General features: G+C 44.8%; 12 protein-coding genes and 3 tRNA genes. 5 read left to right on the top strand and 10 right to left on the bottom strand.

Going from position 1 to position 15,363, the window contains the following annotated elements; all coding sequences use genetic code 11:
* The 4 genes from FLM48_RS07660 (at position 1) to FLM48_RS07645 (ending at position 3,451) form a co-directional block, all read left to right on the top strand.
* A complete protein-coding gene (locus tag FLM48_RS07660) occupies positions 1-1,014 on the top strand; it encodes an oligopeptide/dipeptide ABC transporter ATP-binding protein (RefSeq protein WP_028773500.1) in 1,014 nt (337 codons plus the stop codon).
* On the top strand, positions 989-1,774 hold the full coding sequence (locus FLM48_RS07655) for an ATP-binding cassette domain-containing protein (RefSeq protein WP_028773499.1): 786 nt from the start codon (positions 989-991) through the stop codon (positions 1,772-1,774). Before FLM48_RS07660 ends, FLM48_RS07655 begins: the two co-directional genes overlap by 26 nt.
* Before the next feature lie 105 nt (positions 1,775-1,879).
* Complete coding sequence (fabV, locus tag FLM48_RS07650) at positions 1,880-3,082, top strand: enoyl-ACP reductase FabV (protein WP_179024241.1); 1,203 nt, start codon at positions 1,880-1,882, stop codon at positions 3,080-3,082.
* 159 nt (positions 3,083-3,241) lie between these two features.
* The gene (locus FLM48_RS07645) at positions 3,242-3,451 is read left to right on the top strand and encodes a molybdopterin-binding protein (protein ID WP_028773497.1); all 210 of its coding nucleotides are present in this window, start codon (positions 3,242-3,244) and stop codon (positions 3,449-3,451) included.
* Between the two features lie 65 nt (positions 3,452-3,516).
* Here FLM48_RS07645 and FLM48_RS07640 read toward each other — a convergent pair whose 3' ends face one another.
* The 9 genes from FLM48_RS07640 to FLM48_RS07600 all read right to left on the bottom strand — a co-directional run bounded on the left by FLM48_RS07640 (position 3,517) and on the right by FLM48_RS07600 (position 12,546).
* Positions 3,517-5,382, bottom strand: a complete 1,866-nt coding sequence (locus FLM48_RS07640) for a SurA N-terminal domain-containing protein (protein WP_179024240.1) — start codon at positions 5,380-5,382, stop codon at positions 3,517-3,519.
* A gap of 220 nt (positions 5,383-5,602) precedes the next feature.
* On the bottom strand, positions 5,603-5,890 hold the full coding sequence (locus FLM48_RS07635) for an HU family DNA-binding protein (RefSeq protein ID WP_169732693.1): 288 nt from the start codon (positions 5,888-5,890) through the stop codon (positions 5,603-5,605).
* Between the two features lie 245 nt (positions 5,891-6,135).
* The gene (gene lon, locus FLM48_RS07630) at positions 6,136-8,493 is read right to left on the bottom strand and encodes an endopeptidase La (protein ID WP_028772355.1); all 2,358 of its coding nucleotides are present in this window, start codon (positions 8,491-8,493) and stop codon (positions 6,136-6,138) included.
* Between the two features lie 128 nt (positions 8,494-8,621).
* The gene (clpX, locus tag FLM48_RS07625; RefSeq protein ID WP_028772354.1) at positions 8,622-9,899 is read right to left on the bottom strand and encodes an ATP-dependent protease ATP-binding subunit ClpX; all 1,278 of its coding nucleotides are present in this window, start codon (positions 9,897-9,899) and stop codon (positions 8,622-8,624) included.
* 85 nt (positions 9,900-9,984) lie between these two features.
* Positions 9,985-10,596, bottom strand: a complete 612-nt coding sequence (gene clpP / locus FLM48_RS07620; protein ID WP_028772353.1) for an ATP-dependent Clp endopeptidase proteolytic subunit ClpP — start codon at positions 10,594-10,596, stop codon at positions 9,985-9,987.
* Between the two features lie 89 nt (positions 10,597-10,685).
* Positions 10,686-11,990: a trigger factor gene (gene tig, locus FLM48_RS07615; protein ID WP_179024239.1), complete on the bottom strand. Its 1,305-nt coding sequence runs from the start codon at positions 11,988-11,990 to the stop codon at positions 10,686-10,688.
* A 254-nt stretch (positions 11,991-12,244) separates the two neighbouring features.
* Positions 12,245-12,320 (bottom strand) — tRNA-His (locus FLM48_RS07610).
* Between the two features lie 8 nt (positions 12,321-12,328).
* A tRNA-Arg gene (locus tag FLM48_RS07605) sits at positions 12,329-12,405 on the bottom strand.
* 64 nt (positions 12,406-12,469) lie between these two features.
* A tRNA-Pro gene (locus tag FLM48_RS07600) sits at positions 12,470-12,546 on the bottom strand.
* A 342-nt stretch (positions 12,547-12,888) separates the two neighbouring features.
* On the opposite strand from FLM48_RS07600, the gene folD reads away from it, so the two are divergent.
* Positions 12,889-13,743 (top strand): bifunctional methylenetetrahydrofolate dehydrogenase/methenyltetrahydrofolate cyclohydrolase FolD, encoded by an 855-nt coding sequence (folD, locus tag FLM48_RS07595; RefSeq protein ID WP_028772351.1) that lies wholly within the window; start codon positions 12,889-12,891, stop codon positions 13,741-13,743.
* Positions 13,744-13,817: 74 nt separating this feature from the next.
* On the opposite strand, the gene cysS is transcribed toward folD, so the two are convergent.
* Complete coding sequence (gene cysS, locus FLM48_RS07590) at positions 13,818-15,197, bottom strand: cysteine--tRNA ligase (protein WP_179024238.1); 1,380 nt, start codon at positions 15,195-15,197, stop codon at positions 13,818-13,820.
* Positions 15,198-15,363: the final 166 nt, after the last annotated feature.

The following is a 15,363-nucleotide window of genomic DNA, read 5'->3' as shown; positions in this document are numbered from 1 at the left end:
ATGCCATTACTTGATATTCGCAACCTCACCATTGAACTCGATACGCCACATGGCCGTGTTAAAGCACTTGAGCGGGTGAGTTTAACTTTAAACCCTGGCGAAGTTCACGGCTTAATGGGCGAATCAGGCTCTGGGCGCAGCTTGTTAGCTAAAGCCATATTGGGCATTGGCGGCCATAACTGGAAAATCACCGCGGACCGCATGATGTGGAATGGTGAAAACCTGATGGACATGAGCACTAAGCAGCGTCGTAGCTTAATGGGCTCAGAAATCGCGATGATTTTTCAAGATCCTATTAGCAGCCTCGACCCGGCCAAGTCAGTCGGTAGCCAGATTATTGAAGCGATGCCAGACAACCCCGATATCCCATGGTGGCGTCGTGGCCAAGATAAGAAGCTCAATGCAAAGAAGTGGCTACATAAAGTGGGGATTAAGAACCCCAAAAAGGTCATGGGAAGCTTTGCTTGGGAACTCTCCGATGGTATTTGTCAGAAGGTAATGATTGCAATAGCTGTCGCAAACCAACCTAAGTTACTAATTGCTGACGAGCCTACCAACTCAATGGAGCTGCGCACTCAAGCGCAGATTTTCCGCCTACTAAGTAAACTCAATCAACTGCATAACGTATCTATTTTGCTGATCAGTCATGAATTAGACACCTTGTCACGCTGGAGCGACCGCTTATCTGTGATGTATTGCGGACAAATTATGGAATCGGGAATTACCGCCGAAGTGATAGAGACGCCCTATCACCCCTATACCCGCGCTTTGCTCGATAACATTCCAGATCATAGCAATCCTGAATATCATAAAATGATGATGGAAACACTACCCGGTTCTGCTCCGGCGTTGCAACATCTGCCTATAGGCTGTCGTCTTGGACCTCGTTGTCCAGAGGCACAGAAACGCTGCGTGGCTCAACCACTACTTTGCCGTAAGAAAAACCGTGAGTTTGCTTGCCATTTCCCGTATCACGAAGAGCCCTGCTATGACGACACCGCTACTAAAAGTTGATCAGCTGAGTAAGTCATTCTTTACCGGATATAAACGCTTTAAGCGCCAATATAACCGCGCACTAGAGCCGATTTCATTTGAGCTCAATAAAGGTGAGACCTTAGCGATTGTTGGCGAAGCTGGCTCTGGTAAAAGTACCTTAGCTAGGGTTTTAGTTGGCGCTGAGGTGCGCACCAGTGGTGAAATTCTATTTGAAGGTGAAGCATTAGAAAGTCGCAACCTAAAGCAACGCTGTAAGTTGATTAGGATGATTTTCCAAGATCCTAACACCTCACTGAACCCAAAACTAACCATCGGCGATCTATTAGATGAACCGCTGAAGTTTAATACCGAGCTAAATGAAGCGGAAAGACGTAAACAAGTCATCGACCGCTTGAGAAAAGTGGGGTTACTGCCTGAACACGTAGATTTTTATCCGCATATGATTTCAGAAGGGATGAAGCAGCGCGTTGCCGTAGCACGTGCTCTAATGCTTAACCCTAAGATTATTATTGCCGATGAAGCCCTAACCGCGTTAGACCTGTCAGTTCGCTCGCAGATATTAAACTTACTATTAAAATTGCAAAAAGAGATGGGTTTATCTTATATCTTTGTCTCGCACAACATGAATATTGTGCGTCAGTTCAGTGATAAAGTGATGGTACTACACAATGGTAAGATGGTAGAAAAGGCCACCACAAAAAAACTATTCTCGGCACCGGAACACGAATACACCCAGCGGCTAATACAAGAGCAAGAAATGTTCTCTTACAAACGCTAAACTGCTCCAACCACTGCGAATATAAGATCCAAATACTAAAAAACATGTGCCATTTAGGCGTTGTTTATTTATCCTTATGACACTTTTTTAAGAGAAGCGAAAAACATGATAATCAAACCTAAAACACGCGGCTTTATCTGTACAACCACTCACCCAGTTGGTTGTGAAGCCAACGTACTTGAACAAATAAACATAACTAAAGCCAATGGCCCAGTTCACAACGGCCCTAAGAAAGTCTTAGTTGTTGGCTCTTCAAGTGGTTACGGACTGTCATCAAGAATCGCCGCAGCATTTGGCAGCAACGCCGCCACTTTGGGCGTTTTCTTTGAAAAACCAGGAACAGAAAAAAAACCGGGTACTGCGGGTTGGTATAACTCAGCGGCATTCGACAAGTTTGCTAAAGCAGAAGGCCTATATTCAAAAAGCTTAAACTGTGATGCTTTTAGCCACGAAGCGAAGCAAAAAGTCATTGAGATGATTAAACAGGATTTGGGTCAAGTGGACATGGTAGTCTACTCATTAGCCTCACCTGTGCGTAAGCTACCTGATAGTGGCGAGCTGATCCGCTCTTCTCTAAAACCTATCGGTGACACCTATACCGCCACCGCGGTAGATACCAATAAAGACTTAATAATCGAAACCAGTGTTGAACCAGCAACTGAGCAGGAAATTCAAGACACCGTAACGGTAATGGGCGGTCAAGACTGGGAATTGTGGATGCAAGCACTCGCTGAAGCTGGCGTGCTCGCTGATGGCTGCAAAACTGTAGCTTACAGCTATATTGGCACAGAGATCACTTGGCCTATCTACTGGCACGGTGCTCTTGGTAAAGCCAAGATGGATTTAGACCGCGCTGCCCAAGCGTTAAATAGTCAGCTTGCCACTAGCGGCGGTAGCGCCAATGTTGCAGTGCTTAAAAGTGTTGTAACCCAAGCAAGTTCTGCAATCCCAGTGATGCCGCTGTACATTGCGATGGTATTTAAAAAGATGCGCGAAGCCGGTCTCCATGAAGGTTGTATGGAACAAATTAACCGGATGTTCACTGACCGCCTCTATCGTGCCGATGGTCAGGCTCCTGCGGTTGATGAAGCTAACCGTCTGCGCCTTGATGATTGGGAGCTTAAAGATGAAATCCAGCAGCACTGTCGCGACCTATGGCCTTCGGTTACTACCGAAAACTTGGCTGAGCTAACCGACTACCGTGAATACAAACAAGAGTTTTTAAAACTGTTTGGGTTTGGTGTTGATGGCGTTGACTATGAAGCAGACGTTAACCCGGAAGTGAACTTCGACGTAGAACAGCTATAAAATAGTCATTACAGTTATTAATTAACCAGCTGTAATTAAAAGATATTTTAATTTTGAGCGCCACTTCAAAAAGTGGCGCTTTTTTTTAACTATTCATTAGTGTTTCACTACTAAGCCACTACAATAACTGCGATCAATTAACTATGAATAGGAATCACAATGAAAATCAGTGCACGTAACAATCTAGTTGGCAAAATTAAATCTATTGAAGTTGGTTCAGTAAATAACGAAGTCGTTATTGAGCTAGCACCTGGTGTAGAAATCACTTCTGTAGTAACCAAAGCATCATGTGAGCAACTAGGATTAGAAGTTGGTGGTAGCGCTTATGCTATTATCAAAGCAAGCAACGTAATGGTTGCAGTAGACTAAACTGTTAAAAAACAGCAAATAAAAAGGCCAGCTAATGCTGGCCTTTTTTATGTAACCCTAAGGTGTTATTCAACCACCGGATATTCAACTTTACCTTTGCTTTTAAGCGTTGCCACTACGGCGCGGTAATCGTTCTCGCTAAACTGCGAAGCAAGACGCTGTTTCATTGAATCCACTAATGCTTGGTCAATATCTTGCGCTGCATGCACGGCATCAAGTACCACGACCGCGTAGCCATTCGCTAACGCAACCGTGTCTACAATAGCCTCACCTTGTGGGTGAGCAATCTGGAATGCTTTATTGACAATCGCACCGTCGATGTCTGAGTCGAAACGAGTAAGTGCAGTCTTTGCTTGTAAATCAACACTGCTGTCACCAGCTTTAACTGCCGTCATCATCGTCTGGGCTTCTTCACGAGCTTTGTCGTTAGCTTTGTCTTGCTTTAAGCGCTGAGCAATACCATCACGCACTTTACTGTATTCAACGGTACCAGCAGCGGTATGTGACTTCATACGTACAACCACAACATGGTTAGGCGCAACTTCAATCACTTCACTGTTCATGCCGTCTAGCAATACTGCTGATGAAAACGCTTCTTTCATCACATCAGGGCTATCTAAAGGCGCTGGCGCATTATCGCGAGTAAACACCGGCGAGGTCTTAACTTGAACACCTAATTCAGCGGCTGTCTCAGATAGCGTATCAGGTACTTCATAACTGACATCAGCAAGTGTTTGTTGTAAACCAAAGAACTTATCAATCGCTTGCTTGTTTTTCAAATCAGCGAAGATTTTATCTTTGACTTCAGCAAATGGCGCGGTTTTACCTTGTTGGATATCAAGCGCTTTAATAATGTGGTAACCAAAACTTGTTTTGACCACGGCAGAGTATTGGCCTTTCTCAAGGGCAAAAAGTGCGTCATCAAATGCTGGCTCCATGACACCTTGCTCAAACCAATCTAATTGACCGCCTTGCTCACCACTAAAGGTATCTTCAGATTCAGTTTTTGCCAGTTCAGCAAAATCTTCACCCGCGGTTAACTTGGCATAAATCGCTTCAGCCTTTGCTTTGGCGGCATCATCATCGTCACCAAGATTAACCAAAATATGTCCTGCTAGACGTTTTTCTGGTTGCAGGTATTGGCGCTGGTTCTCATCATAATAAGCTTGTGCATCTTCTTCACTTACTGTGATATCAGCAGCCATATCAGCGGCATTAAGCTCAACATACTCAAGACTGATAGTTTCAGGCTGGATAAACTGAGACTGGTTAGCATCGTAATAAGCTTTAACTTCTTCGTCAGCCACACTGACATTACCGATAAATGGCGTTGCATCAACGATGTGATAACGAATATCACGGGTTTGGCCTTGTAGCTCAGCTATATAGTTAGCTTCGCCCGGTAATACGAATTCTGAACCAACTAATGATGCCACTAACTGGCGGCGAGTCATATCAACACGCATCATGTCTCTGAAGGTACTCGCTTGATAGCCAAGCTGCATCAAGATGCGTTGGTAGCGGTCATTATCAAATACACCATCTGTTTGAAATGCTGGCTCTTGCATAATCGCGTTACGGATCTGCTCATCAGAAACAGTGAGACCCATTTCCGTCGCCGCTTGATCTAGCAATTTATCACCAACTAATCGCTCAAGCACACTTTGCTTAATACTGGCTTGATAAGTTTCGTCTGCAGCTAATGCTTGGTACATTTCACCCAATTGCTGCTCAAGGCGTGCACGCTCATTCTGATAGGCGTTTTCTAACGCACTGACGCCAATTTCTTCACCATTCACCGTCGCTGCGGCTTGTTCTGTTGAAGATCCTAAATAACTACTTACACCAGTAAATGCAAAGGAAAGTATTACCAGAACTAGAATACTTTTGGCTATTACGCCTTGGGAGCCTTCGCGAATTTTTTCTAACATCTGACATCTCGCTCGTTGCGATTAAAAAATAAAAAGGCGCATCAATAACTGAATGCGCCTTCTTGTAATTTTGTTGCTAATCCAAATGTGGTCGTATTTGGATTAACATCATGAGAATGAAACAAACTTCTCTTCTCTATAACTCGTAAAAAGCACTGTCTAGACAGTGCTTGTATGCTTTACGAGTAAGCCTTACAAAGGCTACACCTTAAACTAATTCTTAGTTTACGGCGTCTTTTAGCGCTTTACCGGCTTTGAAAGCTGGAATGTTCGCTGCTGCGATTTTGATCTCTTTACCCGTCTGTGGGTTGCGACCAGTACGCTCTGCACGTTGACGAACTTCAAAAGTACCGAAACCAACAAGAGAAATCTTATCGCCATCTTTTAGGCCGTTAGTTACAGCATCAATGAAAGAGTCTAGTGCACGGCCAGCAGCCGCTTTAGAAATGTCAGCACCAGAAGCGATTTTCTCGATTAGTTCAGATTTGTTCATGTCATCCCCTTGAATGTAATTTTTTTGCGCCGCAACCAAATCCTTCTCTAGAGCGGTCTGCGGAGGCTTTTTATAACAAGCTTGAAAACAAAGTTCAAGCCAAATAGGAAAACCTAAGAAATAAAATTGGATTTGCCTCAAAACCAGTAGCCTCAAGGGCTGTAGCGTTGAAACTCTCCACAGACCTAGGCTACCACAGCTAGCGGCTAGAAAAAGCCCCTTTTTGCATTTTTTTTAAGGCAATACTGTAATTTCTTGCGTTAGCCCAAATTTTTAACTACTTCAAAGCCTTCGATTGGTCGCTCAAGCGCCAATTCCAGTACTTCGTCAACCCATTTCACTGGGCGAATTTCGAGATCGGCAATCACGTTTGCTGGAATTTCTTCCAAATCTCGCTCATTTTCCTTGGGAATCAGCACTAACTTGGTGCCACCGCGATGCGCTGCCAACAATTTTTCTTTCAAACCACCAATTGGCAAGACCTCACCACGTAGGGTAATTTCACCTGTCATCGCCACATCAGCCCGTACAGGATTACCCGTTAAGCTAGATACCAAGGCTGTGCACATTGCGGCACCCGCTGATGGACCGTCTTTTGGTGTCGCGCCTTCCGGGACGTGTACATGGATATCGCGTTTTTCATAAAAATCAGGGTTAATGCCGAGCTGTTCGGCACGAGCCCGAACCACTGTCATTGCCGCCTGAATTGACTCTTGCATCACATCACCAAGCGAGCCAGTATAAGCTAACTTGCCTTTACCCGGTACTGAGGTCGCCTCAATGGTGAGCAAATCGCCGCCCACTTCAGTATAAGCAAGCCCAGTCACTTGACCAATCTGGTTATTCGACTCCGCTTTACCGTAGTCAAAACGTTGAACACCAAGGAAAGACTTCAGGTTGTCAGCATTCACTTCAATATGCTTTAACTGCTTGTCTAACAAGATCTGCTTAACAACTTTACGGCAAATCTTAGATAACTCACGCTCAAGTGCACGCACACCAGCTTCACGGGTGTAGTAGCGAATAATACCCACAATAGCACTATCGTCTACGGTCACTTCACTGGCTTTAAGGCCATTACGCTTAACCTGCTTTGGCAACAAGTGTTGCTTAGCAATATTGAGCTTTTCGTCTTCGGTATAGCCAGAAAGACGAATCACCTCCATACGGTCAAGCAGCGGACCTGGGATATTCATTGAGTTCGATGTTGCGACAAACATAACATCGGACAAATCGTAATCCACTTCTAGATAGTGATCACTGAAAGCCGAGTTCTGTTCTGGGTCAAGCACTTCGAGTAAGGCAGACGATGGATCGCCGCGCATGTCCGAGCTCATCTTATCGATTTCATCGAGTAAGAATAGCGGGTTCTTCACCCCAACCTTAGACATCTTTTGAATCACTTTACCTGGCATAGAGCCAATGTAGGTTCTTCTATGACCACGGATTTCCGCCTCATCTCTGACGCCGCCTAACGCTACACGCACATACTTACGGCCGGTCGCTTTAGCTATTGACTGACCTAGCGAGGTTTTACCAACGCCTGGCGGGCCAACTAGGCACAAAATCGGCCCTTTAAGTTGTTTGACTCGGCTTTGAACTGCAAGATATTCCAAAATACGCTCTTTGACTTTCTCAAGTCCAAAGTGGTCTGTATCTAGCACATCTTCTGCTTTGCTCAGATCACGTTTAATCTTTGAGCGCTGGCGCCAAGGGACTGAGATCATCCAATCAACATAGCTACGTACGACGGTAGCCTCTGCCGACATTGGTGACATCATTTTTAGCTTATTGAGCTCAGAAGTGGCTTTCTCTTGTGCCTCTTCAGGCATGCCGGCTTCGGCAATTTTTTTCGCTAACGACTCAAATTCATCATGGGACTCGTCAATGTCTCCCAGCTCTTTTTGAATCGCTTTCATCTGTTCGTTGAGATAATACTCACGCTGACTCTTTTCCATCTGCTTCTTAACGCGAGAACGGATACGTTTCTCAACTTGCAACAGATCGATTTCAGCTTCCATCATCGCCATCAAGTACTCAAGGCGCTCGGCAACATCAACCATCTCTAGCACTGACTGCTTGTCATCAAGTTTCAGCGGCATATGCGCAGCCATGGTGTCAGCTAAGCGTGCAGCTTCATCGATACCCGAGAGTGACGTGAGAACTTCTGGAGGGATTTTCTTATTAAGCTTTATGTAACCTTCAAACTGACCCACGGCTGAGCGAACAAGGACCTCTTCTTCTTTGTCAGCCATTTGCGCAGATTCAAGATACTGCGCGGTAGCAACAAAGAACTCTTCTTCTTGAGTATACTTTTCAATGCGCGCACGCTGGCCGCCTTCAACCAATACCTTAACGGTACCGTCGGGTAACTTAAGCAGTTGTAAAATCGATGCGACAGTGCCGACTTCGAAAATATCGTCACTGGTGGGCTCATCTAAATCTGCATCACGTTGAGCCACTAAAATAATTTGCTTATCTTGCTCCATTGCCGTTTCTAAACAACGGATAGATTTTTCCCGTCCAACAAATAACGGAATAACCATATGGGGATAAACCACCACATCTCTCAGTGGTAGTACGGGGAGTTCGATTCGCGCTTCACGCTCTAAGGTCATAGCTCGATTCCGTTTGATAACAATACTTAGAAGTATATTGGGATGATTTACGCTGTTTCAATGGTAAAAATGAAAAAAGGAGTCACTAGGACTCCTTTTTATCTATCTGCTAATCAATTGGCGAAAGTTTACTCAGCGCCAGCAGCTTGATTATCGTTTGTTTCGTAGATCAGTATTGGCGATGACTCACCGTTAACCACGGACTCATCGATAACCACTTTGGCCACGTTATCCGTTGACGGTAGGTCATACATGATATCGAGCAAGATACCCTCAACAATTGAACGTAAACCACGTGCACCTGTTTTACGGGTCATGGCTTTTTGAGCAATCGCTTTAAGCGCATCTTCTCTAAACTCTAGTTCAACGTCTTCCATCTCAAACAACGCCGCAAACTGTTTAGTCAGTGCATTTTTAGGTTGAGACAAAATTTGAATTAATGCATCGGCATCAAGTTCTGCTAAGGTGGCTAATACAGGTAGTCGGCCAATAAACTCTGGGATCAATCCATACTTAACCAAATCTTCAGGTTCAACCTGTAGCAAGGTATCTGAAATGGTCGCCTTGTCATCTTCGCCTTTCACTTCGGCACCAAATCCGATACCGGTACCAACATGAGAGCGTTGTTCAATCACTTTCTCTAAGCCCGCAAATGCGCCGCCACACACGAAAAGTATCTTAGAGGTATCAACCTGTAAAAACTCTTGCTGTGGATGCTTACGGCCACCCTGTGGTGGTACTGCAGCCACTGTGCCTTCAATAAGCTTAAGCAGTGCTTGTTGGACGCCTTCACCGGAAACATCGCGAGTGATCGAAGGATTGTCAGACTTACGGCTGATTTTATCAATCTCATCGATATAGACGATACCACGCTGTGCTTTCTCGACATCGTAGTCGCATTTTTGCAGCAGCTTTTGAATGATGTTTTCTACGTCTTCACCCACATAGCCTGCTTCGGTTAACGTCGTCGCATCAGCCATAGTAAAGGGAACATTCAAGAACCGGGCTAGCGTTTCAGCAAGCAGCGTTTTACCACTACCCGTTGGACCAATCAGCAAAATATTACTTTTACCGAGTTCTACCCCGTCTTTAGGTGAGGCATTCTTTAATCGCTTGTAGTGATTGTACACTGCAACCGATAACACCTTCTTGGCTTTCTCTTGACCTATGACGTAATCATCTAGGTGCGCTCTTAGCTCGTGTGGTGTTGGTAACTTATCTTGCTCTTGCTTAGGTGAGATCTCTTTAATCTCTTCCCTAATGATATCGTTACACAATTCGACACATTCATCACAAACGTACACTGAAGGACCAGCAATCAGCTTTCTTACTTCGTGTTGACTCTTTCCACAAAAAGAGCAATACAGCAGCTTCCCACCATCACCCGTACTTTTGTTGTCACCCATTACACTACCTCTTGCGCAGTCACCGAAACTGCTTAAATCATTTCTATTGCTTATTACTGAATCATAGCCCAGCTATAAACAAATATCAGCCTCGTTTGCTCAATACAGAGTCAACAAGACCATATTCAGCCGCTTCATCAGCACTCATAAAGTTATCGCGGTCGGTATCGCGCTCAATCACTTCTAGAGGTTGGCCTGTATGTTCAGCAAGCATTTTATTAAGCTTGTTCTTAATGCCCAAGATTTCTTGTGCATGGATAGCAATATCCGATGCCTGTCCTTGGAAACCACCTAGCGGTTGGTGAATCATCACTCGAGAGTTAGGTAAGCAATGACGCTTGCCCTCTGCACCACCCGCTAATAAGAATGCGCCCATACTTGCCGCTTGACCAATGCACACTGTGCTGACATTGGGTTTAATAAACTGCATGGTGTCGTAAATTGCCATACCTGCTGTCACAGAGCCGCCTGGCGAGTTGATATATAAATAAATATCTTTATCTGGGCTCTCTGATTCCAAAAACAGTAACTGAGCGACAATAAGGTTCGCCATATGCTCTTCAACTTGACCAACTAAAAAGATAACGCGCTCTTTTAATAGTCGTGAATAAATATCATATGAACGTTCACCTTTAGCTGTTTGTTCAACAACCATAGGAACAAGTGCATTTAGTACTGACTCTGGTGCATTTTGCATTATTGACTTCCCTAAATAAAAACGGCTCGCATGAGGAACCTCATACGAGCCATTATAAATGGCTAACTGCCATTTAAGTCAAGCGAAGCTTACGCGCTAGCGGTAGCCTTGTTCATAAATTCTTCGAAATTGACTTCTTTTTCGGTCAATTTAGCAGATTTTAGGATTTCTTCTACAGCTTGCTCTTCAAGCGCTACGTTACGCATGTTCTGCATTAGCTCTTGGTTGTTGTTGTAATACTCAACAACTTCACTTGGATCTTCGTAAGCAGAAGCCATAGAAGCGATCAATGCTTGAACACGCTCATCTTCAGCTTTTAGCTCGTTAGTCTTGATGACTTCGCCAAGAAGTAGACCGACTTTAACGCGACGCTCTGCTTGCTCAGTGAACAGGTCAGCTGGCAGCTCAGGCATGTTAGCAGCTTGGTCACCAAAACGTTGCATAGCTTGCTGACGAAGCACGTTCACTTCACCATCAATCAATGATTTTGGTAATTCAATTTCGTTGTTAGCAAGTAGACCATTTAGTACTTGCTCTTTCACGTTTGCTTTTAGTGCTTGCTCTAGTTCACGACCCATGTTCTTACGGATCTCAGCTTTAAGCGCCTCTAGGCCGCCTTCAGTCACACCAAATAGAGAAGCAAACTCATCGTTAACTTCTGGTAGGTTAGCAGCTTGAACTTCGTTTAGGGTAATAACGAACTTAGCCGCTTTACCTTTTAGGTTTTCTGCATGGTAATCTTCAGGGAAAGTTACGTCGATTTCGAACTCTTCACCTGCTTTGTGGCCTTCAACACCAGATTCGAAACCTGGGATCATACGACCGCTACCTAGCTCAAGTTCGAAGTCATCAGCTTTGCCGCCTTCAAACTCTTCACCGTCTACAGAACCAACGAAGTTGATTTTTGCTTTGTCGCCTTCTGCAGCTTCGCGCTCAACAGCTTCAAACGTTGCATGTTGCTTACGCAGTGTTTCGATCATCGCATCAACGTCAGCTTCAGTCACTTCAGCAGTTGGTTGCTCAACTTCAATAGTGTCTAGGCCACTTAGTTCTACTTCTGGGTAGATTTCAAAAGTCGCTACAAACTTAAAGTCTTCGCCTTCAGTTTCGCCTGGTGCGAAAGTTGGTGTACCAGCTGGGTTTAGTTTTTCAGCAATGATTGCTTCAACGAAATTACGCTGCATCACTTCACCAGTGATGTCTTGACGAATTGCCTTGCCATAACGCTTGTTGATAACGCTAACAGGTACCTTGCCTGGACGGAAACCAGGAAGACGCGCACGCTTTGCTTCGTTTTTAAGACTATCGCTTATAGCTTTTTCAATCTGCTCAGCAGGAACAGAAATGGTCAGACGGCGCTCTAGACCTTGGGTTGTTTCAACAGAAACTTGCATTGTTTTACCTCGAAATATGTCAAACGTCCTTTAGGAATAGTCGAATCATCAACTACTCAGGTATTCGTTTCTTGATCTTAAAAATCGACTAGAATGCCTATCAATACTGAATTTTGGCAGTCATCGCTCTGTGTTGTAATTTATCAAGACGCGACATTATAGCGATGCTTTTTGATGGAGTCGACCTCAAATGGCCAATAACAGGCGTAAAAAAAGCGACCAGAGGTCGCTTTTTTTATTTTCTTCAAAAGAAGTGGGGTGACTGATGGGACTTGAACCCACGACAACCGGAATCACAATCCGGGGCTCTACCAACTGAGCTACAATCACCACTGATATGGTACGCCCGGCAGGATTCGAACCTGCGGCCATCCGCTTAGAAGGCGGATGCTCTATCCAACTGAGCTACGGGCGCTTCGTTATGAACTAAGTTCATATCCTAACTGGGCGAGATAACGCATTGCATTATCTTAATAATTTGGTCGGTGATAGAGGATTCGAACCTCTGACCCTCTGGTCCCAAACCAGATGCGCTACCGGGCTGCGCTAATCACCGAGTCATTCTACTGTAACGATGCTACCATCGTTGAGAACGGAGCGCATCTTATCCCCTCACATAAAACCCGTCAATGACTTTTTTGATAAAGCTGACTCGCTTGCTCAATTTACCGACTAATCGCAATATAATTGCGCTGTAATCACCGAGCCACACTTATATTAGCCAATATGGCCCAAATATGTTCGCCTTTATCACCATCTATATTGCAGTCGGTCGCAAAATTGATTATCCGCATATGAAAACGGTTTGTTGCACAGGTAATTAAATGACAGTTGCTATGCGCCCTGTTAAAATAGCGCCGTTTTTATTATCGCGCCAGATAAAGGATAGCCTACCCCCATGACAGCCCAAATTATCGATGGAAAAGCAATAGCCCAATCCATTCGAAAACAGCTAACTGAGAAAGTCACTGCCCGCAAAGAGGCAGGACAACGCGTCCCCGGTTTAGCCGTAATTCTTGTCGGAGCTGATCCGGCTTCACAAGTTTATGTCGGTAGCAAAAGACGTGCCTGCGAAGAAGTGGGTTTTCTTTCTCAATCATTTGATCTACCCAGTGATACCACAGAAGCTGACCTATTAGCCTTAATTGATAAGTGCAACGAAGATAACGCTATCGACGGCATTTTGGTGCAACTACCACTGCCAGCGCATATTGAAGAGTCAAAAGTCATTGAGCGTATTCGTCCAGACAAAGATGTTGATGGGTTCCATCCCTACAATGTTGGTCGTCTTGCGCAACGTATTCCGGTATTACGCTCATGCACACCAATGGGCATTATTACGCTAATTAAATCGACCGGCGTGGATACTTATGGTCTAGATGCTGTAGTGGTTGGCGCGTCCAATATTGTTGGCCGCCCAATGACCCTAGAGCTATTACTTGCAGGTTGCACAACAACCACTTGCCATCGTTTTACCAAAAACCTTGAACAAAAAGTTCGCCAAGCTGATTTAGTCGTTGTGGCTGTCGGTAAACCCGGCTTCATTCCTGGCGAATGGATAAAACCCGGCGCCATCGTTATCGATGTGGGCATTAACCGTTTAGAAGACGGTAAGTTAGTTGGCGATGTGCAATATGATGTTGCAGCGCAAAACGCCAGTCACATTACACCTGTTCCAGGTGGGGTTGGGCCGATGACAATTGCCAGCCTACTTGAAAACACCTTATATGCGGCGGAGCAATATCACGACTAACGTGCAATGCATAATGTAGTCGCCATAAAAAATGCCTGCTAATTAGCAGGCATTTTTGTTTACATTTCGCGTCACTACTTCTTACGCCAAGTGGTGCCCTCTGGGCCATCTTCCAGTACCACACCCAATGCGTTAAGACCATCTCTAGCCACATCCGCGGCTGGCCAATCTTTCTCGGCGCGTGCTCGGTTACGTTCTGCAATCAGTGCTTCAATCTGAGCCACTTCATCGTCACTGCCCTCGCCTTTAAAGAACGCGTCAACTTCTTGGTCTAATATGCCTAACACGTCAGCAAGTTGTTTTAACGCAACGCCAAGAGCCGAAGCACTGGCTAAGTCATCCACTTTAAGGCGGTTAATTTCTCGTACCATATCAAATAGTACAGAATAGGCTTCTGGCGTGTTGAAATCATCATCCATGGCCTGAGTAAACTTAGACACAAAAGCTTCAGCAGGCGCAGCTGCAACAGAAAGGTCAAGCCCCTTCAGTGCCGTATATAAGCGCTCTAGTGCTGACTTGGCTTGTTTTAGGTTGTCTTCAGAATAGTTCAATTGGCTCCGATAGTGCCCAGACAACAAAAAGTAGCGTACAGTCGCGGCATCGTAATGACCTAACACGTCACGAATGGTGAAAAAGTTATTCAATGACTTGGACATTTTCTCTTTGTCGACCATCACCATGCCTGTATGCATCCAATAGTTAACATACGGCGTGTCATGGGCGCAGCAAGACTGGGCAATTTCATTTTCATGGTGCGGGAACTGCAGATCAGAGCCGCCACCATGAATATCAAAATGCTGGCCTAAGTGCTTTGAGTTCATTGCTGAACATTCAATATGCCAACCAGGGCGGCCCGGTCCCCAAGGCGAATCCCAGGTAGGCTCACCCGGCTTTGACATTTTCCAAAGCACAAAATCCATTGGGTCACGTTTATTTTCATCAACCTCAACGCGGGCACCCGCCTGAAGTTGATCAAGGTTTTGACCTGATAGCTGACCATATTCTGGGAATGAAGCCACGCTAAATAGTACATCACCATCGGCGGCAACATAGGCGTGATCACGTGCAATCAACAGCTCCACCATCTCGATGATTTCAGGAATATGTAGCGTTGCACGAGGTTCAAAATCAGGACGCTTCATGTTCAAGGCATCAAAATCTGCATGCATTTCACCAATAAGGCGCTCTGTTAATGCTTCACATGATTCATTATTTTCAGCAGCACGCTTGATAATTTTATCATCGACATCGGTGATATTGCGCTGAAAGTTAACTTCATAACCACGATAACGCAAATAACGAACTATCATGTCAAAAGATACAAAAGTGCGTCCATGACCGATATGACACAAGTCATATATGGTTACCCCGCACACATACATGCCAACTTTTCCTGGCTGTAATGGTTTAAATTGCTCTTTTTGGCGGGTAAGACTGTTGTATATCTTCAACATTGACGTTCTCTATTGTTTTGCATTGATAAAAAAGAACTTCAGTCTATCACCTGAAATCAGCCGCTTCCAGCGGATACAGCCAACATGTACGCGTTTTTTACCTTAGTTCACAGGCTTTATAAAAATATTCTTGCCGCTTCTAAAGCAACTGCGGCGACATGAATGC

Source organism: Shewanella sp. Scap07 (assembly GCF_013394145.1).
Taxonomy (GTDB): Bacteria; Pseudomonadota; Gammaproteobacteria; order Enterobacterales; family Shewanellaceae; genus Shewanella; species Shewanella waksmanii.
This window is presented reverse-complemented; position numbering and strand designations above follow the sequence as displayed.

Bases quoted from the DNA above. Each gene is read 5' to 3' on its own strand.
- FLM48_RS07660 (WP_028773500.1), top strand. From the start codon at position 1: ATGCCATTACTTGATATTCGCAACCTCACCATTGAACTCGATACGCCA.
- FLM48_RS07655 (WP_028773499.1), top strand. From the start codon at position 989: ATGACGACACCGCTACTAAAAGTTGATCAGCTGAGTAAGTCATTCTTT.
- fabV (WP_179024241.1), top strand. From the start codon at position 1,880: ATGATAATCAAACCTAAAACACGCGGCTTTATCTGTACAACCACTCAC.
- FLM48_RS07645 (WP_028773497.1), top strand. From the start codon at position 3,242: ATGAAAATCAGTGCACGTAACAATCTAGTTGGCAAAATTAAATCTATT.
- FLM48_RS07640 (WP_179024240.1), bottom strand. From the start codon at position 5,382: ATGTTAGAAAAAATTCGCGAAGGCTCCCAAGGCGTAATAGCCAAAAGT.
- lon (WP_028772355.1), bottom strand. From the start codon at position 8,493: ATGACCTTAGAGCGTGAAGCGCGAATCGAACTCCCCGTACTACCACTG.
- clpX (WP_028772354.1), bottom strand. From the start codon at position 9,899: ATGGGTGACAACAAAAGTACGGGTGATGGTGGGAAGCTGCTGTATTGC.
- clpP (WP_028772353.1), bottom strand. From the start codon at position 10,596: ATGCAAAATGCACCAGAGTCAGTACTAAATGCACTTGTTCCTATGGTT.
- tig (WP_179024239.1), bottom strand. From the start codon at position 11,990: ATGCAAGTTTCTGTTGAAACAACCCAAGGTCTAGAGCGCCGTCTGACC.
- folD (WP_028772351.1), top strand. From the start codon at position 12,889: ATGACAGCCCAAATTATCGATGGAAAAGCAATAGCCCAATCCATTCGA.
- cysS (WP_179024238.1), bottom strand. From the start codon at position 15,197: ATGTTGAAGATATACAACAGTCTTACCCGCCAAAAAGAGCAATTTAAA.